Below are 23638 nucleotides of genomic sequence, written 5' to 3' on the forward strand. Positions count from 1 at the left end.
TCCTCACACTCGGTTTGGAAGGTGTTTTGACATCTCCGACGATCTCGCGAGATGCCCCTCGCAGGCGTCACCCGTCAGGCGGAGTCCGCTGTAACCCGTGGAGGGTAGTTATGGGCGCGCGGCCTCAACCGCGGCGCTTCTACGGGGTGCGTGCGCCGGTGGCCGCGTCCAGGTAGGCCTGGAGATTGCCCAGCTCGAAGCCCCTGCGCTTGATCTTCTTGACCAGGCGCCTGAAGTCGGCCGCCAGGTTGGGCCGGAAGTGCATGAGCAGGATGTCGCCGGGACGCAGCTGCTTGTCCGCCACCTGATAGGCGATCTTGCCGCCCGGCTGCACGGTGGCCGTCCACAGCAGCACCCGGTCGATCCCGCACGCCTTGGCGGCCCTGAGGGTGTCGGTGTTGTAACTGCCGAACGGCGGGCGGAACAACGTGGGCCGCGCCCCGATCTCCTTCGCGATCACCTTGGACGAGCCGCAGATCTCCCGCTTCTGCCCGTCGAAACCGAGGCGGCGCAGGTCGGGGTGGGTGAGCGTGTGGTTCTCTACGGGCGCGCCCGCATCACGCAGTTCACGGAAATATCCCCATTTACCGGCGCCGACGTACTTGCCGACCCCGCCCGCCGGGTCCGGCGCCCCCGCGGCCTCGACGGCGTCGCGCATGGCGAACACCGTGATCGGAATCCGCTGGTCGCGCACCTGCCTGACGAAGCCCGGATCCTGCTCCCAGCCGTCGTCGATGGTGAGGAAGACCACGTTGCGCTTGGTGGGGATCGAGCTGATCACGGCTGGGAGGTTGCCGGTCGCGGTGATGCGCCCCACCTCGCCCTCCCGGGGCATGACGCCCGCGGGGCCCAGCGAGGGTTCAGCCTGCGGCTTTCCGCTGCTCTCCGGTTTCTCCGGGCTCGCCGCCCGTCCCGCCTGGCCTGCCGTACAAGCTGTGAGCAGTGCCAACGCCGCGGCCCCCGCCGCCACTCTTCCCCCGACCATGCCGACCCATCTTGCCAGGGTCTGCGTGGTTGCCGATCTCGCCACGGGCGAATCGGCGTGAGTTGCCCTTAAGCGCGGGGCCGCGTGACCTTACAGTGGGCGCTGTGAAGGTGGCAGGCAGTGCCGTGATCGGCATCGACAGGGCTCGCGTCTACGCCGCGCTCCAGGACCCGGCGGTGCTCGTGCGCACCATCCCTGGGTGCGAGCGCCTGGTGGAGACGGGGGCGGACACATATCGCATGACCGTGTCCGCGGGTGTGGCCTCGATCAAGGGGGTCTACCAGGGCGAGGTGGCGCTGTCCGAGCCGCTGGAGCCGGAGCGGTTCGTGCTCCGGGCGCGCGGTCAGGGGGCTCCTGGGACGGTGGACGCGACGGTCGAGGTACGGCTGAGCGAGATCGACGGGGGGACGCGCGTCGACTACGACGCGGACGCGGTCATCGGCGGGATGATCGGCGGGGTCGGGCAGCGGATGCTGGCGTCGGTGGCCAAGCGTACGGCGGGCGAGTTCTTCGCCGCCGTGGAGACCCACCTCACCGCTTCCGACGGTGGGTCGCCGGTCCTTGTGGGTGACGCTTCGCCTGGCACGACCTCGGCCGTGCCCGCCGGCGTCGTCTATGAGCGTCCGGCGACCGTGTCGACCGCTGGGGTCGCGGAGCGGGAGGCGGTGCTGGCGGGGTTCGCCCTCGGCGCGGTTGCCGCGCTGGCCGGGGTTGCGCTGGGCTGGCTTCTGGGGCGCAGGCGCCGCTGAGACGCCTGCCGCATGGGCCCCGCACATGTGGGCAGTTTCCGGCGCATAACCTGGACACCTGTTCTGCGCGCCGATTCTTGTGGGATCCCTCCATGAGCGTGACCGCGCATTCTGGTGTGAGATCGACACCATGACCAATGAGGGAGAAGCGTTGCCACCGGCCCGCCGTACGCTCGCCACAGGAGACCTGGCCAGGGTCGCCGTGTTCGCGGCCCTGATCGCCGCGCTCGGCCTGCCTGGCACTATCACGGCGCTGGGCAACCAGGTGCCGATCACGCTGCAGACGTTCGGCGTCATGCTCGCCGGAGCGATCCTCGGGCGGTGGCGCGGCGCGCTGGCCGTCATCGTCCTGCTGGTGCTCGTGGCCGCCGGGCTGCCGCTGCTGGCCGGAGGGCGTGGCGGGCTCGGCGTCTTCGCCGAGGTGTCGGCCGGGTACCTGATCGGGTGGCCGGTCGGCGCGTTCGTCACCGGGTGGATCGTGGAGCGCGGCGGGTACAAGCCGGGAATCGTACGGCTGCTCGTCGCCTGCGCCGTCGGCGGGATCGCGGTGATCTACCTGTTCGGCATCCCGGTGGTCGCGGTACGCGGTGAGCTCACCCTCGGTCAGGCGGCGGTCGGCAGCCTCCTGTTCGTGCCCGGGGACGTGATCAAGGTGGTGCTGGCGGCGCTCGTCGTGCGGGCCACGCAGCGTGCCTACCCGGACGCCGTGCCTGCCGTACACCGCGAGCGGCTCAGGGCCGCGGGAGAGCGCTGACCTTCCGATGCCCGTCGCCACCCACGTCCTGAACCACGCGGCCGACCGCCCGCGCCACCTCGCGGTGCGCGGGCCCGGCGGGGCGCTCACGTATGCGGAGCTGGCGAGGCGGATCAAGGGGACGCGGGTTCCGCAGGTGGGGGTGCTCCTTGTCAGTGCGGCTGACCCGGTGGAGGTGCTGGTCATGGCGCTGGCGGCCGATCTGGCAGGCGTGACCCCCTTGGTATGCGACCCCGCCCAGCACGCCCGCCTGACCTCGCGCCCTTTTTCTCGCGAGACCCCGCTTGACGCTTGTGGCACCTCGCGCAGTGCTTCGGGCGATATCCCGCGCAGTGCTTGGAGCGATGCCTCGCGCGGTGCTTCGGACGGCACCCCACTCCATGTCATGGGCGGCACTGCGCTCGACGTTTTTGGCAGCACCCCGCTCAGGACCAGTCCCGTAACCCCGCTCGGGTCCGAGACCTCACCCGGAACCCAGCTCGGGACCGACACCCCGCCCAGAAGCTCCCAACCCGAGACCACAGGCGGTGTCACGGGCCTGGAGCCTTTGGGCGTTCGTCCGGGTGGGGGCTGGGCATGTTTCACATCGGGAAGCAGCGGCAGACCGAGGGCCGTGGTCCGTTCGCGCGAGTCATGGACCGGCTCATTCACCCACCTCAACGCCCTCACCGGCATCGGCCCCGACGACACCGTGCTAGTCCCAGGCCCACTCAACTCCTCGCTGTACGGCTTCGCCGCCGTCCACGCGCTCGGCACCGGCGCGACCGCCATCCTGCCCGGCCGCTGGTCCCTGGCCGACATCGACGATGCCACCGTGGTCCACACAGTGCCCCACCTCCTGCCCCAGGTACTGCCCTCCAACGTCAGGACCGTGATCGTCGGCGGCGCCGCCCTGGACCCCACCATGAGGGACAGCCGCGTGATCTCCTATTACGGCGCGACAGAGCTGTCCTTCGTCGCCATCGACGTCGACGGTCGGGGCCTGCGCCCCTTTCCCGAGGTGGAGATCGAGGTGAGGGCAGGCGAGGTATGGGTCCGCTCACCGTGGGTTGCCGACGGCTACCTCATCAACCCCGACAACCCACCCCACCGCACCGCCGACAACCCACCCCACCGCGACGCCGACAACCCACCCCACCGCGACGCCGACAACCCGCCGCACCGCCACGCTGACGGCCTCCTCTACCGCGGCGCGAGCGGCCCGCCGCGCCAGGACGCCGACGCCCCGCCACACAGCGCCGCTGACGGCCCCCTGCACTGTGACACTGGCAGCCCGCTATCCCGGGACCCTGACGGCCTCCTGCAACGCGACGCCAACGACCCGCCACTCCGGGACCCTGGCGACCCCCTCCGGCGCGCCGCCGACGGCCCGCTGTACCGCGATGCTGATGGTCCCCTGCGTAGGGACGCTCAGGGGTGGCTGACCGTGGGTGATCTGGGTGCGTATGAGCCCGGTGGTGTGCTGCGGTTGCGCGGCAGGGGTGCGGGCGCCATCCAGACCGGCGGGGCGACCGTCGTGGCCGAGGATGTGGAGGCGGTGCTCAGGCGGGTGCCCGGGGTGGTGGACGTGGTGGTGGTCGGCTCGCCGCACCCGCATCTGGGCGCCGTCGTCACTGCGATCGTCGAGGGTACGGCTTCGCGCGCGGCCCTGGAGGAGGCGGCCCGCGCCGGTCTCGACCCGGCGCAGCGCCCCCGACGCTGGCACACAGCCGAGCGCCTGCCACGCACCCCGACCGGCAAACCTGCCCGCGACCTGACAGCCGACGCCTTCGAGCGCCTCCGATGAGCCCCATACGCAGTCGTATGGCCGCTGTCGATGTTCAGGTGATCTCCATACGGGAGCGTATGGACGTCGCTCAGGTGTCGGTGGGTGGCGTGGGGTCCGTACGGGAGCGTATGGGCGTTGCGCGCGTGTTGGTGGCTGGCCTGGAGCCTGTGCGGGACGGCGAGGGTGCTGCGCGGGAGTGCGTGGGCGACGCTCGTGTGCTGCTGGGGTCCATGCGGGCGTGTACGAGCAGGTCTCGGGCGTTGATGTGGCTCGTGTGGGCGCGTATGAGCAGGTGTCGGGTGTTGGTGGGGGTCGGGCGGGAGCGTGTGAGCAGGGCTCGGGTGTTGCTGGGTGGCGGGCGGTCCGTGCGGGGGCGTATGGAGCCTGTTGGGGTTGGGGGGTTTGGGTGCGGGCGGTGATTGTGGCGGCTTGCCGTACGCCTATCGGGACGGCTGGGCATGCCTTCAAGGCGCTCACCGTCGATGAGCTTGCTGCGCCGGTGATTGCCGCCGTGGCGGCTGGGTTGCCGGTTGAGGATGTGGTGCTGGGCAACTGCATGGGGCCCGGTGGCAATGTGGCCAGGGTGGCTGCGTTGCGGGCTGGGCTGGGGCATGACGTGCCTGGTCTCACCGTCGATCGGCAGTGTGGCAGTGGGCTGGCGGCGATCCTGCTTGCCGGGCAGGCGATCTCCAGTGGGGCGATGGAGTGTGTGGTCGCCGGTGGCGCGGAGAGTGCGTCTACTGCGCCTCTGCGCACGCATCCAGGGGCGGCTGGGCCGTACTCTCGAGCGGCCTTTGTTCCTGATGGGTATCTGGATCCTGACATGGGGCCGGCCGCTGAGGCGCTTGCGGTGAAGTGCGGGGTTAGTAGGGAGCGGCAGGATGCCTATGCCTGCCAGAGCCATGCCAAGGCGCTTGTTGGGAAATTTCCGGAAATTGTGGAGGTTGGTGCGCGGCAGAGGGATCAGCGGCCGCGGGTTATGCGGCGTGAGTCGCTGGCTCGGTTGCCCGCGGCCTTTGTCGAGGGTGGGACGGTTACTGCGGGCAACTCGTCGCCGGTCAGTGATGGTGCGGCGGCTGTGGCCATGGTGTCGGAGCAGCTGGGGCTGCCGGGGCTGCGGCTTGTGGCGGGTTCCGTGGTCGGGTGTGATCCGGCGCTGCCGGGCTGGGGGCCTGTGCCTGCCGTACGCAGGGTTCTGGAGCGGGCCGGTGTCTCTCTCGATCAGGTTGCGGCCATAGAGATCGTCGAGGCGTTCGCGGCGCAGGTGCTCGCGGTCACTGACGCGCTCGGCCTTGACCCGCTGGGGGCCGACGCCGCCCGTGTGTGCGCTGACGGGGGCGCCATCGCCCTCGGTCATCCCTGGGGGGCCACTGGTGCGGTTGTTGTCACGCGCCTGTTCGCCAGGCTTGCCGGAGCGGAGAAGGGCATGCTCGGGCTGGCCACCGCGGCCGTCGGTGGCGGTCTCGGTGTCGCGGTCCTGTTCGAGGTGGTCTGATGCGGGCGCGTTGGCCGAGGTGGTCTGGTGTGCCCCGGCGCGTTGTTCGAGGTGGTCCCATGAGTGATGAGGGCGGCGCGTTGTATCAGGGCGGGTTGGTCCGGTTTGGGGTCAGGGCCGCGAGCTCGTCGGGGTGGGTCGATGAGTGAGCAGGGCGATGCGATCCAGCTGACCGACGTCTCCGTACGGCTCGCCGAGCGTGAAGTGCTGAGCGGGCTCACCCTCACCCTCGCCGAGCGCCGCATAGGTGTCGTGGGCGCCAACGGCTCAGGCAAGAGCACCTTCGCCCGCCTGCTCAACGGCCTCGCCCTCCCCACCTCGGGCACCGTGACCGTGCGCGGTCTCGACACCCGCCGCCAGGGCGCGAAGGTCAGGCGCAGCGTCGGGTTCCTGTTCACCGACCCCGACGCGCAGATCGTCATGCCCACCGTGGCCGAGGACGTCGCGTTCTCCCTGCGCCGCAGCGGCCTCACCAAGGCGGAGATCGCCGCCAAGGTGCTCGGGGTCCTCGACAGGTACGGCCTGGCCGGGCATGCCGACCACCCGGCCCACCACCTGTCCGGCGGCCAGAAGCAGCTCCTCGCCCTCTGCGCCGTCCTCGTGCTCGACCCGGACATCCTGGTCATGGACGAGCCGACCACTCTGCTCGACCTGCGCAACTCGCGCAAGGTGGCCGCCCTGCTGCCGGAACTGCCCCAGCAGCTCGTCGTGGTGAGCCACGACCTGGGGCTGCTGGAGGGGTTCGACCGCGTGCTGGTGCTGGACGAGGGCAAGATCGTGGCCGACGACGCGCCGGCGGCCGCCCTGCGCTACTACCGCGAGCTGATGACGTGACCGGACTCAAGCTGGCCGGGCTCGCCGTGTTCTGCACCCTCCTGGTGCTGGTGCACGAGCCCGTGATGCTGGCGATCGCCGTCCTCATTGTCGTGATTTTTTATGCGATTTCCAGGATATCGATCAAGGGCGCGTGGGAACAGGTCAAGCCGATCCGGTGGTTCGCCGTCGCGCTCTTCGCCACCCAGGTGATCTTCGCGGACGTGCCCACGGCGATCACGGCCACGGTCCGCATCGTCCTCGCGGTGGCCATGGCCGGGCTCGTCACCCTCACCACCCCCACCTCGGTCATGCTCGCCACCATCGAACGTGGCCTGGCCCCCCTGCGCCTGCTGAAAATAGACCCCTTCCGGATCTCGCTGCTGCTCACGCTGACGCTGCGCACCGTGCCGTTGCTGTCCGACCTGGCCACCCGGGTCAGGGAGGCCCAGCGCGCCAGGGGAGTGACCTGGAGCGTCCGGGCCTTCGCCGTCCCGCTGGTCGTCGGCGCGCTGAGGCACGCCGACGCGCTCGGCGAGGCGCTCAGCGCGCGTGGCCTGGACGACTGACCTCCGGCTGCTGCTGGGTGATGCAGTGGATGCCGCCGCCACCGGCGAAGATCTCCCTGGCGTCCACGAGCTCCACCGTGCGGTTCGGGAACAGCTTGCCGAACAGGTCGGCCGCCTCCTGGTCGCGCGGGTCGTCGAACGCGCACAGCACCACGGCGCCGTTGGCCAGGTAGTGGTTGATGTAGGAGTAGTCGACCGGCGCGCCGTCGACCTCGGTGACGGTCGGCGCGAGCACCTCGACCACCTCGAAGCCCTCCTTGCGCAGGACCGCGATGTTCTCCCTGCACACCTCGTGGTCGGGGTGCGCCGGGTCGGGCTGCTGGTGCGCCACCACGACGCCTGGCCTGACGAAGGCGGCGACGATGTCGATGTGGCCGCGCGTGCCGTACATGCCGTAGTCCTTCGTGAGGCCGCGCGGCAGCCAGACGCACCGCCGTACGCCGAGGAAGTCCCTGAGCTCCCGCTCCACGTCGGCCTTGGTCCAGCCGGGGTTGCGCTCGGGGTCGAGCTGGACCGTCTCGGTCAGCAGCACGGTGCCCTCGCCGTCCACGTGGATCCCGCCGCCCTCGTTGACCATTCTCGACCGGTACGTCACAGCCCCGGCGAAATCGGTCACGGCCGCCCCGACCTGGGCGTCGAGCTCCCACCTGGCCCAGCTCTGCGCGCCCCAGCCGTTGAACACCCAGTCGGCAGCCGCCAGCCCGCCCTTGCCGTCGACCAGGAAGGTGGGGCCGATGTCGCGCATCCACGCGTCGTCCAGCGGGCGCTCCAGCACCTTGATCCCGACGTCGAGGTAGTAGCGGGCGTCGGCGCTCTCGCCGGTGTTGGCCAGCATGACGACGGGCTCGTAGCGGGCGATGGTGTTGGCGACGGCGGCCCAGGCCTGGCGCGCCTCGTGCAGGGCGTCCTCGCCGTCGAAGGTCGGGTTGTCGGTCGGGAAGGCCATCCAGGTGCGAGCGTGCGGCTCCCACTCGGCGGGCATCCTGAACCCGTCAGCTGCTGGAGTCATGAAAAATCCCCCTGTCATAGGAAGTAGAGGCGGTTGAGCTTCGTCTCGTCTGCCGGGTCCATGGCGACGGGTTCGCCGTCGAGCGTGACCAGGCCGGTGTGCGGGTCCACCAGGACCTCGCCGAGCCGGGTGTTGCGCACCAGGTCGCGCGGCCCGATGCCGCGCGTGCCCGCCACGGCCACCTGGCGGCGCCGGGTGGTCAGCGCCGAGTGTTTCCCGACGAAGGCGACGGACAGGTCGGCGGCGGTGGCGCCGTGCCCGCCGAACTGCGGGCCGTACACGAGCGGCTGGGAGGTGTCGGTGGCCGCGTTCGGGTCGCCGGTCACGCCCCACGCGGGGAAGCCCGCCTTGAGCACCAGCCGCGGCTTCGCGCCGAACCAGGCCGGGTCCCAGAGCACGATGTCGGCCAGCTTGCCGACGCCGATCGACCCCACCTCGTGCGCCAGCCCGTGCGCGATGGCCGGGTTGACCGTCAGCTTGGCGATGTAGCGCAGCACCCGGTCGTTGTCGTCGCCGGTGGCGAACCTGGCGGCCATGGCGAGCGTCCTGCGCACGGTCTCGCCTGCCCGGCCCATGCCCTGCGCGTCGGAGGAGGTGATGCCGATGACGCCCAGCTCGTGCAGCATGTTCTCGGCGCCCATCGTGCCCGCCCTGATCCGGTCGCGGGCCAGCGCCGCGTCGCCCGGCAGGTCGGGGGCGAGCCCGTGCACCGACATGATCATGTCGTAGTGCTCGGCCAGCGCGTCGCGACCGTACGGCAGCGTCGGGTTGGTCGAGGAGCCGATGACGTTGGGCACCCCGGCCATGCTGAGCACGTTCGGGACGTGGCCGCCGCCGCAGCCCTCGATGTGGAAGGCGTGGATCGTCCTTCCTTCGAGTACGGCGAGCGTGTCCTTGACCGACAGGCACTCGTTCAGCCTGTCGGTGTGCAGCGCCACCTGGACGTCGTGCTCCTCGGCCACCCGCAGCGCGGTGTCCAGCGCCCTGGTGTGCGCGCCCATGTCCTCGTGCACCTTGAACCCGCACGCGCCGCCCTCGACGACCGCCTCCACCAGCGGCGCAGGGTCGGAGGACGAGCCGCGCCCCAGGAAGCCGATGTTCACCGGCCAGGCGTCGAACGCGTTGAACGCGTGCGCCAGCGCCCACGGCGAGTTGACGCCCACGCCCCACACCGGGCCGAACTCCTGCCCGATGATCGTGGTCACGCCCGAGGCCAGCGAGGCCTCCATGATGCGGGGGCTCAGCAGGTGCACGTGGGTGTCGATCACCCCGGCGGTGGCGATCAGGCCCTCGCCGGAGACGATCGTGGTGCCCGTGCCGACGACGACGTCCACGCCGTCGAGGGTGTCGGGGTTGCCCGCGCGGCCGATCGCCGAGATCCGTCCCTTGCGCACGCCGATGGAGGCCTTGCGGATCCCGAGCACCGCGTCGACGATCAGCACGTTGCTGATCACCAGGTCACACGTTTCCTTGACGCTCGCGGCCTTCAGATGCAGCCCGTCGCGCGCCGTCTTGGCGAAACCGGCCAGGAATTCATCCCCTGGCTTCTGCGAGTCCGCCTCCACGGTGACGACGAGGCCGGTGTCGCCGAGCCGCACCCGGTCGCCCGTGGTCGGGCCGTGCACCATCACGCCCCCTCGTATCCGCAGGCGCGGGCGCGGCGCAGGGCCTCTTCCCGCTGGCCAGGGGCGTCGAGGGGGCCGTCGACGAGCCCGGCGAAGCCGATGACCGTACGGCTGCCGCCGATCGGGGTGAGCGGCACCTCGGTGGTCTGGCCCGGGGTGAAGCGCACGGTGGAGCCTGCGGGGATGGCCAGGCGCATGCCGTACGCGGCGCTCCTGTCGAACCTCAGGCGGGGGTTGACTTCGAAGAAGTGAAAGTGGGAGGTCACGCTGATCGGGACCGTCGCGGTGTTCTCCACGCCGACAGTCGTTCCTTTCTCGGGGAATGTTTCCTGGAGCGTTCCCCTGGCGATCGCGCCGGGCGCGAGGTCGCCCAGGGAACCACCGATGGGGTCTTTCACGACGGCCAGGCGGCTGCCGTCGTCGAACACCGCCTCCACCATCACCTCGGTCACCACGTCCGCCACCCCGGGCAGCACGTCGGCCGGTCCGAGGACCCTCTTGCCTGCCTCGACGGCGTCCGCCAGCCTGGCCCCGTCACGCGCCGCCTCGCACACCGCGTCGGCGATGAGCGCGATGGACTCGGGGACGTTCATCAGCAGCCCGCGCGCCCGCCGGGCACGGGCCAGCTGCGCGGCGTTGAAGAGCAGGAGCCTGTCCCGCTCTGTGGGCGTGAGTCGCATGCTCCAGTTGACCATCCACACGTCACATCCCGGTCACCCACCCCACCCCATCCAGCCACACGCAAGGATCTTCACGCCCAGTGCCCTTCACCCCAAGGGGCGGTCACCCCCAAGGGCCTTTCACCTCCAAAAGACCTTCACGAGGCGAGGGCCCTGAGGGGGTGAAGGTCCTTTGGGGCAGGAGGCGGGGCGGAGGAGGTGGTGAGGGGCACTGGGGGCGAGGGTCTTTTGAGGTGAGGGTCCTTGGGGGCAGGGGACAGGGGGCGGGGGTGGGGTGCCCAAGGAGCGCCGCCGAGAGGACGCTCCGCGCGGGCTTCGCCGTATCGCCTTCCTCTCCTCTCCCTCGCACGTCGGGCCATACGTGGAGGTCTCGCGGAAAAGGATCTCCGGGCGTAGCGTGGCTGTTATGCGCCAGGCACACGCGGAAGACGCCAGGACAGAGGCCAGACGAGTCATCAGCAACCTGCTCGGCGAGGAGCAGCCCACAGCCGCCACCCTCATCGCCGACGCCCGCCCCGTGATCGGTGCCGAGCGCATCGAGCGCTGCCTCGAACTGGCCCTCGGCGCCTCCCTGACCAGGCGCTCCGCCGAGCTCGCCTCCATAGCCGCCCTCCTCGTAGGCACGGGCGAGCTGGGCGAGGAATGGTGGACGAAGAAGCGCGGCGGCAAGCTCCCCGCCCCCGACGAGGTGCTCGCCACAGCGGCCGCGATCGAGCCCTGGACCGACCTGACCGTGCTGGAGATGCTGGCCGCCTGGATCGCCGACGACGCCGCCGACGCGCTGTGGGGCGCCGCCGTGGCCGAGGTGGACCTGGACTCCTGGCAGGCGGAGGACCGCTTCGACCTGCCCCCGGGCGCGAAGGCAGGGGAGCGGCTGGTGGTGCACTTCGACGCTGGCGGACGCCTGGACGCCGTCGTGACCCGGCGCTCTGACGAGGACCTGGGGTCGAACCTCGACTTCCACTCCCTGCGCTACTCCCGACCTGCCGAGACGCAGTGGAGCTGGGGCGTCGCGGCGGGCCTCGGCCCGCACCCGCTGCCCGGCGAGTCCCCCGACCCGTACGCCAGGGAGGTGCCCGACGAGGCGGTCACGATCCTGCGCGACTGGGCGCTCAGGCACGGCGCGACGATCGAGCAGCTCGGCGAGGAGTGGCACAACGTCGGCCACGTGGTGGCGGCGATCGAACGCGTCGACTGGATGTGGCGAGGAGCCGAGTGGTTCGGGTGGTGGCGAGGGGCATCCGCCCTGGTGGACGACTCGGGCTACCTCCCGCACCGCCTCGCTGAGCTTGCCGCCGGGTGAGGAATCATCCATGCACATGCATGGTTGTTGATGGGTGTGAAAGTAGAAATCTTCTCTGACGTCGTGTGTCCGTGGTGCTACATCGGTCATGTGCGGTTCGCGAAGGCCGCTGACCGGTTCAGGGCCAAGGGCGGCAAGCTGGACGTGACCTTCCGCCCGTACCAGCTCAACCCGGAAGCGACCAGCGACGGGGAGCCGCTGCTCGACGCCCTGGAGCGCAAGTTCGGCCCCAACGTGTCCCAGATGACCCAGCGTGTGACGCAGACAGCCGCGCAGGAGGGCATCGAGACCCACTTCCACCAGGCGATCAGCGCCAACACCTTCGAGGCGCACCGCCTCATCGAGCTCGCCACCCGCCAGGGCCGCGGCCACGAGATGGCCGAGCGCCTCTTCAAGGCCCACTTCACCGACGGACTCAACGTCGGCGACCCCGACGTCCTGGCCAAGCTCACCGCCGAAGTAGGCGTCCAGGACACCGGCGAGGGCGCGGAAGCCGTACAGGAACAGATCGACAGGGCCAGGTCGCTGGGCATCACCGGCGTCCCGCTGTTCCTGTTCGAGGAGCAGTTCACCGTCTCAGGCGCGCAGCCCGAGGAGACGTTCGACGCCGTCCTCGACGAGGTGGCCCAGCGCACCGGCCAGATCCCCCTCGCCCCCGCGGCCGACGGCTGCGACGACGACGGCTACTGCGCGGTCTGAAGCGAGACCACCCCGAGGTCGCCGCTGCGGTGGTGGCGACGGCACAGCACCTGGTAGCGCACCGGTGACGCGTCGGTGTCCCCGATGACGACCTGTTCCCCCGTACGCACCAGCACGCCGCCCACCACCCGGCCGTTGAGCAGTCCCGGCCGCCCGCACCAGCACAGCACCTCGACCTGCAGCCGGCACACCTCGTCGGCCAGCTCGAACAGCCGCTGCGCCGCGGGAAACATGCGCGACTTGAAGTCCGACGCCAGCCCGAACGCGTACACGTCGATCCCGTGCTCGTCCACCAGGTCGGCGAGCTGCTCGATCTGCTCCACCGTGTAGAAGCACGCCTCGTCGCAGATCAGGTAGTCGACCCGGTCGTGCGCCGAGACGAGCGCCACGAGGTCCAGCCCGTCGGTGACCTCGATCGCCTCAAGCCCGAGCCCTATACGGCTGGTCACCTGCGGCCCGCCGGAGCGGTCGTGCTTGGTGAGGACCAGACCGCGCCTGCCCTGGCGGCCGTGGTTGTAGTTCATCTGGAGCGCGAGCGTGGACTTCCCGCAGTCCATGGGCCCGAAGTAGAACTTCAGGACGGCGGCTCTGGCGCCGGGCGGAACGGGGGAGAGGGCAGACAATTCGGTCACGGGGGGCCACCCTATCGGTCGGGTTGGCGTGCCTTGCTGTGCCATGGGAGATTTTGTCCCCTGAGCAACAGGAGGAACCGTGGTCACAGAGAAGCCCCCCGCCCTCGACGCCCTGATGAAGACGGACGACATCACCGCCGCGCAGGCCGACGCCTCCCGCTGGCGCTACGGCTTCTACGTCGTCCTGGCCGGGATCATCACCATCCTCATCGCCTTCGGCGCGGCCGTGTTCGCCACGCGCGAGTTCGCCTCCCTGTTCGCCGGTGTCGCCGGGGTGGTGGGCACGATCATGGGCGCCTACTTCGGCGTCCAGGCGGGCCAGTCGGGCAAGGCGCGGGTGGAGGCCGAGCTGGCCAAGTCGCAGGAGCTCGTCGTACGGCTGGCGGCCTACGTCGGCACCGAGAACGCGCCCCGCGTGATCGACGAGGTGCTCGGACGACGCCGAACCCCATGACCGGCGTTCGGCAACTTTCGCCGGTTCCGCTGAGCCGTACACCCAAGTAGAGACTGAGACCATGCGTAGCGTCCGTATCGGAGTGGACACCGGAGGCACCTTCACCGACGTCGTCGCGGTGGACGAGCAGACCGGGCAGATCCTCACGACCAAGACCCCGTCCACACCCGCCGACCCGGCGGAGGGGTTCATGGCGGGGATCGCGAAACTGGGGGAGTTCGACGTCACCGGGCTGGTGCACGGCACGACCGTGGCCACCAACCAGCTGCTCGAAGACCGGATCGAGGACCTGGGGTTCATCACCACCGAGGGGTTCGAGTTCATCCTGGAGATCGCCAGGCAGAGCGTCCCCGACGGCTACGGCAACTCCTACTTCTGGGTCAAACCGCCGCGCATCGTTCCGGTGAGCCGCGTCAAGACCGTCGGTGGCAGGCTCGACCACCTGGGCGAGGAGGTGCGGCCCTTCTCCGACGAGCAGGCGGTGGAGGCGGCGCGCTGGTTCAAGGCCAGGGGCATCACCGCGATCGGCGTCTGCTTCCTGCACTCCTACGCCAACCCGGCGCACGAGCACCGGATGCGGGAGGTGCTGGCAGCCGAGCATCCCGAGGCCGTCGTGTCGCTGTCGAGCGACGTGCTGCGCGAGTACCGCGAGTACGAGCGGTCGGTGACCACGCTGGTCGACGCCGCGGTCAAGCCCACGATGCGGCGCTACATCGACCGGCTGTCGGAGAAGCTGGGCCGTTCCTTCTCGGTCATGAAGTCGAACGGCGGCGTACTGTCGGCCCGCGAGGTCGTGCACCAGCCGATCACCACCGTCCTGTCGGGACCGGCGGCCGGCGCGCTGGGCGCGGCGCTGATCGCCTTCACGGCGGGCCACCCGTCCGTGATCACGCTGGACGGCGGCGGCACCTCGACCGACGTGGCCGTGGTCGTGGACGGCGAGCCGTCCATCACCACCGAGGGCTCCATCGGGCGCTACCCCTGCAAGATCCCGATGATCGACATCGTGACCGTGGGCGCGGGCGGCGGCTCCGTCGCGTGGATCTCGCCGGAGGGCACGCTGAAGGTCGGCCCGCGCTCGGCGGGCGCCGACCCGGGCCCGCTCTGCTACGCCAGGGGCGGCAGCGAGGTCACCGTCACCGACGCCCACGTCTACCTGGGCCGCATCCCGCCGCACCTGCTCGGCGGCGAGATCCCGCTCGACGTGAACGCGGCCCGCATGGGCATCGAGGCGCTCGCCGAGAAGCTCTCCCTGACCCCGGAACGGCTGGCCGCAGGGATCCTGGAGATCAGCGCGTTCAACCAGAGCAACGCGATCCGCCAGATCACCGTCAAGCGCGGGCTCGACGTGCGCGACTTCCCGCTCGTGACGTTCGGCGGGTCGGGGCCGCTGCTGGCCTGCCGCCTGATCGACATCCTGGGCCTGCCCGCGGTGATCGTGCCGCCCGATCCGGGCAACGTGTCGGCGTTCGGCCTGCTCACCGTGGACGTCAAGAACGACTACGTGCGCACCCACGTGACTCGCGACCTGTCCACCGACACGGCGGCGGAGATCTTCGGCGGCCTGGAGCGCCAGGCGGCAGAAGCGCTCGACCGCGAGGGCTTCGACGAGCACGTCTACGCCCGCTCCGCCGACCTGCGCTACTACGGCCAGGCCTACGAGGTGCGGGTCCCCGCGCCGCCCGGCGAGATCGACGAGGAGTGGAAGGCGGAGGTGCTCGACCGCTTCCACGCCGCCCACAAGCAGCTGTACGGCTACGCCTACGACAAGGGCGCCGAGTGGGTGAACCTTCGCGTCTCCGGCATCGGGCCGATCACCCGCCCGGCCATCGGCCCGCGCCGGGCCGTGGAGGAGGGCGAGCCGGGGGAGCGCCGGGTGTTCTTCGAGGAGACGCGCGAGGACACCCCCGTCCACCAGCGCGCCACCCTCAAGCCAGGGCAGACCCTCACCGGGCCGGCGGTCATCGAGGAGTACGGTTCCACGATCCCGCTGCACCCGGGCTACACGGCGGCGGTGGACGACTACGGCAACCTGGAGATCCGTCGTGAACGCGAGGGGCTCAAGCCGAGCGGAGCGAGGCCATGAACACTGACCCCATCCTGGTGGAAATCGTCGAGGGGACGCTGGCCTCGGTCGAGCAGGAGGTCGAGACCGCGATCGCGCGCACCGCCAGGTCGCCGATGATCCGCGACGCGCACGACTTCCGCGCCGGGATCCACGACGTCAGGCTGCGCAAGCTCACCGGCCGCTCCTACAGCGCGCTGGTCCAGCCGGTCGTCAGGGACTTCCCCCTCGAAACCATGCGCGAGGGCGACGTCTTCTTCCACAACGACGTCTACCTGTCGGAAGGCGGCATCGGCCACCTGCCCGACCTGTGCGTCACCGTGCCGGTATTTCACAACAAAGAGGTCGTCGCGTTCGTCCAGGCGTTCGGCCACCACGACGACATCGGCGGAGCCGTACCCGGAAGCATGCCGTCCCACGCCAGGAGCGTGTTCGAGGAGGGCCTGATGGTCCCCCCGATCAAGCTCTGGGACCAGGGCGTGCCCAACGAGGCCGCGCTGCGCATCATGACCCGCAACTCCCGCATGCCCGACTCCCTGGCCGGGGACCTCGACGCCGAGTGCTCGGCCTGCCTCATGGGCGCCAGGAGGCTCACCGAGCTGTTCGACAGGTACGGCAGGCAAGCCGTGGAAGCCTGCTTCGACGCCATCATCGGCAACACCACGGAGACCTTCCGCAGGGAGGTGCTCACCAAGATCCCCGCGGGCACCTACGTGTGGGAGGACTACGCCGAGCACGACGGCGTCGACGAGCCCAGGCTGCACACCCAGCGCATCACGCTCACCGTCGACCATGCGGCGGACAAGCCGCTGACGATCGACTTCACCGGGACGTCGCCGCAGGCCAAGGGGCCGATCAACCACGCGGGCGACTACGCGGACGGGGTGTTCCTGAAGAAGTGGCTCGCCCCGATCCTGCGCAACCTGGCCGACACCCCGGAGCGCATGGCCGAGCTCGACGTCAACGAAGGCGTCGTCCCCCTCATTGAGATGAAATTTCCGGACAAGGGGACTCTGCTCACGCCGATCTTCCCGGCGCCGACCAACGCCAGGACGTTCGTCATCCTCAGGCTGCTCGGCGTCCTGGCCGGGGTCCTCGCCAAGGCCACCGGCGGCCGGATGCCCGCCGACCAGGAGACCATCCGCTACACCGGCGTCTACGGCGCTGACGCGGACGGCGTGCCGTACCTCATGAGGGAGGTCCTCGGCGGGGGCTCCGGCGGCCGGTGGTACGCCGACGGCGAGGACACCATCCACGTCGTGCCCGACTCGCGCAACATCCCGGTGGAGTTCGCCGAGTCGCGCTGGCCGTTCCGCGTCGAGCGCCTGGGCCTGGCCTGCGACTCAGGCGGCCCCGGGCTCTTCCGCGGCGGGCTCGGCTACGACAAGCACATCCGCATGCTGCGTGACGCGTCCTACATGTCGATCGCCGACCGCTCGATCCTGTCGTGCTGGGGGGTCAACGGCGGTCTGGCCGGGCGGCCGTTCCGGGTCGAGGTGGCGGGCAGGGAGATGGAGGGGCTGGTCGACGACCACCAGGTCAAGGCGGGCGACGTCATCAGGATCAGGACGACGGGCGGCGGCGGGTGGGGCTCGCCGTACGACAGGGACCCGATGAAGGTGGCGGCCGACGTGCGCGACGGCAAGGTGTCGATCGCGGGCGCGCTGGGCGACTACGGGGTGGTGCTCGACAACGGCAGGGTCGACGAGCAGGGTACGGCGGAGCTGCGCGAGCGGCTGCGCCCGTCGGGCGGGCCGTTCTTCGACCGCGGCCCCGGCTATCCCAGGCTCTCCGGCGGCCGCTCGCACGCGGAGGTGGACGAGCTGTAACACGCGTCGCCCCCATTGACAGGCGATCTCCGGCGAAGTTACGGTCTGGACCGTAACCGAGAGGAGTTCGGCGTGCGGACCGTAGCGGAACTTGAGGAACACCTCGCCAGGCCGAGCCAGGCCCTGGTCGACGACCTGGGCGGGCTCGACGGCGATCTGCTGATCCTGGGCGCCGGGGGCAAGCTGGGCCCCAGCCTCGTACGGCTCGCGCTGAACGCCACGCGCGGCAAGCGCAGGGTGTACGCGGTCTCGCGCTTCTCCGAGCCAGGCCTGGCCGACGCGCTCGCCGAGGAGGGCGCCGACGTCGTGCGGGCGGACGTGGCGGACGTGGACGCGCTGCCTGAAGCGGCGAACGTGGTGTTCCTCGTGGGCGCCAAGTTCGGCACGCGGGGACGCGAGCACGCCACCTGGTACACCAACGCGTACCTGCCCGGCAGGGTCGCCGAGCGGTACCGCGGCAGCAGGATCGCGGCCCTGTCGACCGGCAACGTGTACCCGCTGGTCCCCGTCGTCAGCGGCGGCTCGGTGGAGGGCGACCCGCTCGGGCCGGTCGGCGACTACGCGATGAGCTGCCTGGGCCGCGAGCGGGTCATGTCGCACTTCAGCGAGACCTACGGCACGAAGCTGGCGCTGATCCGGCTCAACTACGCGGTCGAGATGCGGTACGGCGTGCTGGTCGACCTGGCGCGGAAGATCCTCGACGGGACGCCCATCGACCTGGCGACCGGGCAGGTGAACGTGGTGTGGCAGGGCTACGCCAACGAGGTCACGCTGCGCTCGCTGCTCCTCGCCGACGCCCCGCCGTACACGCTGAACGTCTCGGGGCCCGAGCTGATCTCTGTACGGCAGGCCGCGCTGGCCCTGGGTGACGCGCTCGGCAGGGAGCCGGTGTTCACCGGCGAGGAGGCGCCCACGGCGCTGCTGTCGAACGCGGCCAGGTGCCACCGGCTGTTCGGCTACCCGTCGATCACCCCGGCCGAGCTCATCGAGCACACCGCGCGGTGGGTGGCGGACGGTGGGCCGCTGCTGGACAAGCCGACCAGGTTCGAACGCCGCGACGGCCAGTTCTAGGAGGGCGAACGTGTCGAGTACCGCACTGTTCCGTCGCGGGCTGGCCATCCCGGCGCACCCGCTGGCGCTGACCGAGGACAGGAAGCTGGACGAGCGGCGGCAGCGCGCGCTCACCCGCTATTACGTGGAGGCGGGGGCGGGTGGGCTGGCGGTCGGGGTGCACACGACGCAGTTCGCCATCCACGGGACGGGTCTGCTGCGGCCGGTCCTCGAGCTGGCCGCCACGACGGCGCGGGAGTATTCCCGCGAGGTGGTGCTGGTGGCCGGGGTCACCGGGCCGACGGCGCAGGCGGTGGCCGAGGCTGCGATGGCGCGGTCGCTCGGGTACGACATGGTGTTGCTGAGCCCTTTTGCGGAGCTGGACGAGGACGGGCTGGTCGAGCGGGCGCGGGCGGTGGGGGAGGTGTTGCCGGTGATCGGCTTCTACCTGCAGTCGGCAGTGGGCGGCCACCCCTTGTCCCGAAATTTCTGGACTCGTCTGGCGTCTCTGGAGTCGGTGGTCGGCATCAAGGTCGCGCCCTTCAACCGTTATCGCACCCTTGACGTTCTGCATGGGGTCTGCCGCTCGGGGCGGGAGGTCGCTCTCTACACCGGCAACGACGACCACATCCTGGCCGACCTCATCACCCCGCACCAGGTCGTCGTGGACGGGCGGGAGGTGGAGGTCGAGTTCGTCGGCGGCCTGCTGGGCCAGTGGGCGGTGTGGACGCGGCGAGCGGTGGAGCTGCTGGCCGAGGCCTCAGCGGCGCGCGGCGGCGACGCCGCGGCCACCCGTAGCCTGCTGCGCCTGGACGGCCAGCTGACGGACGCCAACGCGGCCATCTTCGACGCGGCCAACGGCTTCCACGGCTGCATCCCCGGCATCCACGAGATCCTCCGCCGCCAAGGGTTGCTGGCTGGTCGCTGGTGCCTGGACCCGGCGGAGGACCTCTCTCCGGGACAACTCGCCGAGATCGACCGCGTCCAGGCGGCCTACCCGTGGCTCAACGACGACGACTTCGTAGCCGAGGGCCTGGAACGGTGGCTCTTCTGACCCTCACCCCTGAAACCGCCCCTTTGCGGGGTCACCCCCCCTTTGCGGGGTGGCCCCCCCTTTGCGGGGTGGCCCCCACGGGGTGGGTCTCCATTAGGTGGGTTTCCATTAGGTGGGTTTCCGCGAAGCGGTTGGTCGTGGAGAAGCGGGACGGGGGGTCAGAGGGTCAGGCGGTAGAGGGTGAGCGGGCGGCCGCTGGAGCCGCTGGTGAGGTTGCCTGTCCGCTCAGCGAGGCCCGCGAGCTCCAGCCGGTGCAACATCCTGCGGGCCGTACGCTGCTGCACGGCCAGACGCTCGGCGATCTCCTTGGTCGTCAGCGGCTCCTCGCCCACCGCCGCCTTCGCCTCCACCAGCTTCTCCAGCGTCGGCACCGACAGCCCGACCCGCCGGGCCAGCACCGTGAGGTTCTGCTCCCCGGCCGGGACCGCGGTGACCGACTCCAGCACGATGTCGGTGTCGGCGCGCAACGACAGCACCGCGGCGACCGACCCGATCCGCCGCGCCCGAGCGAGGGCCCGCCGAGCCAGGCTCTCCGCCTCGGCCGCGCTGCGCCCCAGGCCGAACCCGACCCGCACCACCGAGTTGTGCCCCGCCAGCCTGGCCAGCATCGGCAGCGACGAGAACCCGCCCGTCGCGTCGTGGAGCGGCCCCCGCGTGGTGACCAGCAGGTGCGTGCCCCCGCGGAAGGCGGCCAGCGTGCCGCCCAGCGCGGTCGCCTCGCGCAGCAGCCCCTCCTCGCCGTCCACCTCGATCAGCCCCAGCGCGATCTGCGCGTCCTCCTGCGCCTGCCCCTCGGCGGTCAGCAGCAGCTGACGCAACGCGACCCGTACCGAATGCACGGAAGGCGCCAGCCTGAGCACGTGCATCTGCCCGCGCAGCGCCTCGTACACCGAGCTCAGGCAGGTGATCACGGCGTGCGCCGGCCCGCGCCGGTGGAAGGCGATCGCCTTGTCGGACGTCATCCCCGCGCGGTAGGGCAGCGTGCGCACCTCGGCCGCGTCCAGCCCCGCCTCGCCGAACGTCGCGGCCACGTCGCCCGCGGACAGCGTGTCGATCGACAGCGTCGTGACGTCCTGGCCCTGGCTGAGCAGCCGTACCAGCCCGGACAGCAGGGTCGCGCCGGAGTAGTCGACGAAGGCGGCGGGCCTGGTCAGGACGTCGGCGTCGCGCGAGAGCATGTACGGCACGATGCCGGTGAACAGCCAGCCCTCGACGGCGGAGGCATGCGCCTCGACGATCGACGGCGCCTGCGACTCGTGGTCGTAGTCGAGGCGGAGGGCGCTGACGCCCGGCTGCTCCTCGCAGGTGGCCGCGACGTCGTCGACCAGATCATGCGGGCCGACGACCCCGATGACGATACCCACCTGCGCCTCCTTCATTACGGTCTAGACCGGAAGGGTAACCGGTGGCCTTGGATTTCCCAAGCACGGGTGATCCGCTCCGCTCGGGGGCTGGGTCGAAGTCCCGTACGGCGCGCGCCTGACAATCTCGTGCAGCGCCGGGCCCTCGCCTGGCTGTCGCAACCCCGGTCCGCATTCCAGGACCGCGGCCCTCTCTTGGCGCAGAACACCGTAGCTCATCACCCCGCGGACCACCTGTACGGCCCGCCTCTGACGTAGTCGACGATGAAGCGCTTGGGATACGGTCCCGTACGGTCCTGTGGGAACTCGTAGATGCCCAGCATCAGCTGCATCGGATATTTCGGCGACTGCTCAACCGTGCGGACATGCTCGCCGTCGATGGAGAAGGAGACCCGCTCAGGCGTCCATTCGGCGGCGTACAGATGGAACTCGGTCGCGTCGATCGGCACGGTCTCCACGGTGAAGTCGTCAGTGAGGTCCGGGTCGCCGAACGGATGGATGCCCATGCCGACCCGCACGCTGTCCTTACCGACATCCTTGCCGAAGATCTCGGCGACGCAGATCTCGCCGGAGCGCTCGGGCTCGTCCTCGTAGCCGATCATCCAGAGGGCCACCATGCAGGTGGGGTCGGGGGTGGCGCGGGCACGCATCTCGATCAGACCGTACTGCGGCGTATAGATGCGCTCGGGCCGCTGGGCCTCCACGACGACGGCCTTGCCCCGCCCATGCTGCCCAATGGTGCTGCCCACAGGCCCGGAGAACACACCCGTCTGCAGGGACGACACCCGCATCTCGCCCTCAAGCTCGGGAGACCAGGGTGGCTGATCCTCCTCGATCAGCAGATGCAACTGCCCGTCGGCCCACTCGTACCGGGCGGCAGAGGAGGCGCGGCCACTCCATTGGGGCAGGTAGTAGGGGATCCAGGACCGACCATCAAATGCGACCACAACGCCATTCTCGCGGAGCACCACCCATAGACGCCCAGCCAACACCCACCCCCGCCAACGCCCACCCCAACCACCTCGGTCACCCGCCACCCCGCACCTACCACCCCGACCCCCGCCACTCGCCCCTACTACCTCGGGCATCCGCCGCCCTGACCTCGCACCCCGGCCACCCGCCACCCTTAGCGCCTCGGGCACCCGCCACCCCCGGCCACCCGGCACCCGACCACCCGCACTCCGACCACGCGGTCACCTGCCAGCTCCGTTGCTGACGGCCCCGCCTCCACGGCCGATCCGCCTTCACCACGGCCACCCGCCTCCATCGCGGGCACTCGCCTCGCCTCCACTACGGGTGGTCGCCGCACCACGTCGGCGAAGGGGTTCCGCTGGAGTCCGCCTACCCACCGCTGGGCGCGAAGCCATACAAAAGGGGCGAATCTACTTTGTAAAGGCCTGCGCAGCCGTACAGCCAAGAATGGGCTGTGCCCGCCGAGCGCTCAGGCGAAGCTGGCGAAATACGCAGCAGCCATGTCGTCCGCGCCATGCCCCTGGGCCTCGGCGCGGCGCAGGCGCTCGCCTGCCGCGACCGACATGTCCACCCGAACCCCGGCCCCCCGCGCCGCCTCCTCGATGAGGCCGATGTCCTTGATCGCATTGCGTACGGCGAAGCTGGCCGTGAAGTCGCCCGCCATGATGGCCTTCATCTTCGCCTGCAAGTAAGGGCTGTCCATCGGCCCCCCGGTCACAAGCTCGGCGAACTGCGCGGGATCGACCCCGAGCGCCTTCGCCAGCGCGATCGCCTCACCCGCGATGGCCGTAGCCGTGATGCCGTAGCTGACCCCCGCCAGCTTGAGCCTGCTGGCGTCGCCAACCGCGCCGAGCCAGAGCGTACGCCCGCCCACTGCGTCGAAGATCGGCTGCACGATCGGCCGCCCGGACGCGGGCCCAGCGGCCAGGACGACGAGCTTCCCATGCTCGGCGGGTTGCTTGGTGCCCTGCACGGGCGCGTCGTAGAAGACCAGCCCGCGCTCGGCCGCGAACCCCACCAGCCGGTCCAGCGCCGCGACCCCGACCGTACTCATCTGCACCCAAACCTGCCCAGGCCGCAACCCGGGCGCCGCCTGCTCCATCACCTCGTGTACGGCGGAGCCGTCGCTCAGCATCGTGACGACGACATCCGCCCCCTCGACGGCCTGCGCGGGGCTGTCGGCGACGAGCCCTTCAGCCCTGTCGCGGGTACGGTTCCAGGCCGTGACCTGGAAGCCCGCCTTGACGAGGTTCCTGGCCATGGGCGCACCCATGGTTCCGGTACCGAGAAACGCGATGGCAGTCATCTGCTTTCCACCTTATCTTGATCGGTCATTCCATTATCGCGAGAGATGCTGGGCCGCGATAGGGGTGAGCGCTGTCGCGGGGATACGACACGTGCTGTCGCGTGGGGGTGAACGCTGCGACGGGATTGCCGCTCGCTCTCGCGTCGGGCTTGACTGCTGCGGCGGGCTTGCCCTGCGCCCTTGAGGCGAGGGCGCAGGGTGAGGGCGCAGGGTGAGGGCGACGGTGAGGGCGCAATGGCGAAGGAGTTGTGTAGTGGCGCACGATCGCGACCGGGGCGACGAGGGCGGCGTGGTGCGCGCTGTCGCCACGGGGCGAGTGCCATCGCGGAGTGCGGCAAGGGCCGTGACCACCACGGGTCGGGCGCTGTCGCGGGAGTGCGGCAAGGGCCGTATGCGCCACGGGTCGGGCGCTGTCGCGGGAGGGTGGCGAGGGTCGTGTCCACCACAGGTCGAGTGCTGCCCCTTG

General features: G+C 70.5%; 21 protein-coding genes. 13 read left to right on the plus strand and 8 right to left on the minus strand.

The features are described from left to right. Window positions 1-139 precede the first annotated feature (139 nt). The gene (locus ACIBG8_RS32565; protein ID WP_397346878.1) at window positions 140-985 is read right to left on the minus strand and encodes a polysaccharide deacetylase family protein; all 846 of its coding nucleotides are present in this window, start codon (window positions 983-985) and stop codon (window positions 140-142) included. Between the two features lie 104 nt (window positions 986-1089). Between ACIBG8_RS32565 and ACIBG8_RS32570 the strand changes: the two genes are divergently transcribed. The 6 genes from ACIBG8_RS32570 (at window position 1090) to ACIBG8_RS32595 (ending at window position 7133) form a co-directional block, all read left to right on the plus strand. Then, window positions 1090-1734, plus strand: coding sequence for a carbon monoxide dehydrogenase subunit G (locus ACIBG8_RS32570; protein ID WP_397346879.1), 645 nt, complete (start codon window positions 1090-1092; stop codon window positions 1732-1734). Between the two features lie 130 nt (window positions 1735-1864). Further along, on the plus strand, window positions 1865-2488 hold the full coding sequence (locus ACIBG8_RS32575) for a biotin transporter BioY (protein WP_397346880.1): 624 nt from the start codon (window positions 1865-1867) through the stop codon (window positions 2486-2488). Window positions 2489-2873: 385 nt separating this feature from the next. Beyond that, window positions 2874-4274 (plus strand): AMP-binding protein, encoded by a 1401-nt coding sequence (locus ACIBG8_RS32580; RefSeq protein ID WP_397347818.1) that lies wholly within the window; start codon window positions 2874-2876, stop codon window positions 4272-4274. Window positions 4275-4671: 397 nt separating this feature from the next. Beyond that, the gene (locus ACIBG8_RS32585) at window positions 4672-5751 is read left to right on the plus strand and encodes a thiolase family protein (RefSeq protein WP_397346881.1); all 1080 of its coding nucleotides are present in this window, start codon (window positions 4672-4674) and stop codon (window positions 5749-5751) included. A 141-nt stretch (window positions 5752-5892) separates the two neighbouring features. Continuing rightward, a complete protein-coding gene (locus ACIBG8_RS32590) occupies window positions 5893-6585 on the plus strand; it encodes an energy-coupling factor ABC transporter ATP-binding protein (protein WP_397346882.1) in 693 nt (230 codons plus the stop codon). Next, window positions 6582-7133 (plus strand): energy-coupling factor transporter transmembrane component T family protein, encoded by a 552-nt coding sequence (locus tag ACIBG8_RS32595; protein ID WP_397346883.1) that lies wholly within the window; start codon window positions 6582-6584, stop codon window positions 7131-7133. Before ACIBG8_RS32590 ends, ACIBG8_RS32595 begins: the two co-directional genes overlap by 4 nt. Here the strand turns inward: ACIBG8_RS32595 and ACIBG8_RS32600 are convergent. The 3 genes from ACIBG8_RS32600 to ureA are packed head-to-tail and all read right to left on the minus strand — an operon-like array spanning window position 7108 to window position 10447. Further along, on the minus strand, window positions 7108-8142 hold the full coding sequence (locus tag ACIBG8_RS32600; RefSeq protein ID WP_397346884.1) for an agmatine/peptidylarginine deiminase: 1035 nt from the start codon (window positions 8140-8142) through the stop codon (window positions 7108-7110). The two genes, ACIBG8_RS32595 and ACIBG8_RS32600, sit on opposite strands and share 26 nt — an antisense overlap. A 14-nt stretch (window positions 8143-8156) precedes the next feature. Next, entirely contained in the window at window positions 8157-9770 is a 1614-nt protein-coding gene (locus ACIBG8_RS32605; protein WP_397347819.1) for an urease subunit alpha, read from the minus strand. Further along, window positions 9770-10447: an urease subunit gamma gene (ureA, locus tag ACIBG8_RS32610; RefSeq protein ID WP_397346885.1), complete on the minus strand. Its 678-nt coding sequence runs from the start codon at window positions 10445-10447 to the stop codon at window positions 9770-9772. Before ureA ends, ACIBG8_RS32605 begins: the two co-directional genes overlap by 1 nt. A 406-nt stretch (window positions 10448-10853) precedes the next feature. Here ureA and ACIBG8_RS32615 point away from each other — a divergent pair, with 406 nt between their 5' ends. Beyond that, window positions 10854-11750 carry a hypothetical protein gene (locus ACIBG8_RS32615; RefSeq protein ID WP_397346886.1) on the plus strand — a complete coding sequence of 299 codons (897 nt, stop codon included), beginning with the start codon at window positions 10854-10856 and terminating at the stop codon, window positions 11748-11750. A gap of 30 nt (window positions 11751-11780) precedes the next feature. Then, window positions 11781-12449 (plus strand): DsbA family protein, encoded by a 669-nt coding sequence (locus ACIBG8_RS32620; RefSeq protein ID WP_397346887.1) that lies wholly within the window; start codon window positions 11781-11783, stop codon window positions 12447-12449. On the opposite strand, the gene ACIBG8_RS32625 is transcribed toward ACIBG8_RS32620, so the two are convergent. Next, window positions 12434-13081 carry a thymidine kinase gene (locus tag ACIBG8_RS32625; protein WP_397346888.1) on the minus strand — a complete coding sequence of 216 codons (648 nt, stop codon included), beginning with the start codon at window positions 13079-13081 and terminating at the stop codon, window positions 12434-12436. The two genes, ACIBG8_RS32620 and ACIBG8_RS32625, sit on opposite strands and share 16 nt — an antisense overlap. Before the next feature lie 79 nt (window positions 13082-13160). On the opposite strand from ACIBG8_RS32625, the gene ACIBG8_RS32630 reads away from it, so the two are divergent. The 5 genes from ACIBG8_RS32630 to ACIBG8_RS32650 all read left to right on the plus strand — a co-directional run bounded on the left by ACIBG8_RS32630 (window position 13161) and on the right by ACIBG8_RS32650 (window position 19533). Further along, entirely contained in the window at window positions 13161-13535 is a 375-nt protein-coding gene (locus ACIBG8_RS32630) for a hypothetical protein (RefSeq protein ID WP_397346889.1), read from the plus strand. Window positions 13536-13596: 61 nt separating this feature from the next. Continuing rightward, window positions 13597-15621 carry a hydantoinase/oxoprolinase family protein gene (locus ACIBG8_RS32635; protein ID WP_397346890.1) on the plus strand — a complete coding sequence of 675 codons (2025 nt, stop codon included), beginning with the start codon at window positions 13597-13599 and terminating at the stop codon, window positions 15619-15621. Beyond that, window positions 15618-17429 (plus strand): hydantoinase B/oxoprolinase family protein, encoded by a 1812-nt coding sequence (locus ACIBG8_RS32640; RefSeq protein ID WP_397346891.1) that lies wholly within the window; start codon window positions 15618-15620, stop codon window positions 17427-17429. The genes ACIBG8_RS32635 and ACIBG8_RS32640 overlap by 4 nt, the downstream gene beginning before the upstream one ends. Before the next feature lie 72 nt (window positions 17430-17501). Next, a complete protein-coding gene (locus ACIBG8_RS32645) occupies window positions 17502-18500 on the plus strand; it encodes an NAD-dependent epimerase/dehydratase family protein (protein ID WP_397346892.1) in 999 nt (332 codons plus the stop codon). A gap of 10 nt (window positions 18501-18510) precedes the next feature. Continuing rightward, on the plus strand, window positions 18511-19533 hold the full coding sequence (locus ACIBG8_RS32650) for a dihydrodipicolinate synthase family protein (RefSeq protein ID WP_397346893.1): 1023 nt from the start codon (window positions 18511-18513) through the stop codon (window positions 19531-19533). A gap of 158 nt (window positions 19534-19691) precedes the next feature. On the opposite strand, the gene ACIBG8_RS32655 is transcribed toward ACIBG8_RS32650, so the two are convergent. From ACIBG8_RS32655 to ACIBG8_RS32665, 3 genes are all read right to left on the minus strand, one after another. Next, window positions 19692-20897 (minus strand): hypothetical protein, encoded by a 1206-nt coding sequence (locus ACIBG8_RS32655; protein WP_397346894.1) that lies wholly within the window; start codon window positions 20895-20897, stop codon window positions 19692-19694. A gap of 215 nt (window positions 20898-21112) precedes the next feature. Continuing rightward, complete coding sequence (locus ACIBG8_RS32660) at window positions 21113-21841, minus strand: glycoside hydrolase family 16 protein (protein ID WP_397346895.1); 729 nt, start codon at window positions 21839-21841, stop codon at window positions 21113-21115. A gap of 494 nt (window positions 21842-22335) precedes the next feature. After that, complete coding sequence (locus tag ACIBG8_RS32665; protein WP_397346896.1) at window positions 22336-23172, minus strand: NAD(P)-dependent oxidoreductase; 837 nt, start codon at window positions 23170-23172, stop codon at window positions 22336-22338. Window positions 23173-23638: the final 466 nt, after the last annotated feature.

The sequence above is a fragment of the Nonomuraea sp. NPDC050556 genome, from assembly GCF_044457355.1.
In the GTDB taxonomy this organism is placed as follows: domain Bacteria; phylum Actinomycetota; class Actinomycetes; order Streptosporangiales; family Streptosporangiaceae; genus Nonomuraea.

Bases quoted from the DNA above. Each gene is read 5' to 3' on its own strand.
- ACIBG8_RS32580 (WP_397347818.1), top strand. From the start codon at position 2,874: ATGGGCGGCACTGCGCTCGACGTTTTTGGCAGCACCCCGCTCAGGACC.
- ACIBG8_RS32620 (WP_397346887.1), top strand. From the start codon at position 11,781: ATGGGTGTGAAAGTAGAAATCTTCTCTGACGTCGTGTGTCCGTGGTGC.
- ureA (WP_397346885.1), bottom strand. From the start codon at position 10,447: ATGCGACTCACGCCCACAGAGCGGGACAGGCTCCTGCTCTTCAACGCC.
- ACIBG8_RS32665 (WP_397346896.1), bottom strand. From the start codon at position 23,172: ATGACTGCCATCGCGTTTCTCGGTACCGGAACCATGGGTGCGCCCATG.
- ACIBG8_RS32615 (WP_397346886.1), top strand. From the start codon at position 10,854: ATGCGCCAGGCACACGCGGAAGACGCCAGGACAGAGGCCAGACGAGTC.
- ACIBG8_RS32600 (WP_397346884.1), bottom strand. From the start codon at position 8,142: ATGACTCCAGCAGCTGACGGGTTCAGGATGCCCGCCGAGTGGGAGCCG.
- ACIBG8_RS32640 (WP_397346891.1), top strand. From the start codon at position 15,618: ATGAACACTGACCCCATCCTGGTGGAAATCGTCGAGGGGACGCTGGCC.
- ACIBG8_RS32635 (WP_397346890.1), top strand. From the start codon at position 13,597: ATGCGTAGCGTCCGTATCGGAGTGGACACCGGAGGCACCTTCACCGAC.
- ACIBG8_RS32575 (WP_397346880.1), top strand. From the start codon at position 1,865: ATGACCAATGAGGGAGAAGCGTTGCCACCGGCCCGCCGTACGCTCGCC.
- ACIBG8_RS32605 (WP_397347819.1), bottom strand. From the start codon at position 9,770: ATGGTGCACGGCCCGACCACGGGCGACCGGGTGCGGCTCGGCGACACC.
- ACIBG8_RS32590 (WP_397346882.1), top strand. From the start codon at position 5,893: ATGAGTGAGCAGGGCGATGCGATCCAGCTGACCGACGTCTCCGTACGG.
- ACIBG8_RS32565 (WP_397346878.1), bottom strand. From the start codon at position 985: ATGGTCGGGGGAAGAGTGGCGGCGGGGGCCGCGGCGTTGGCACTGCTC.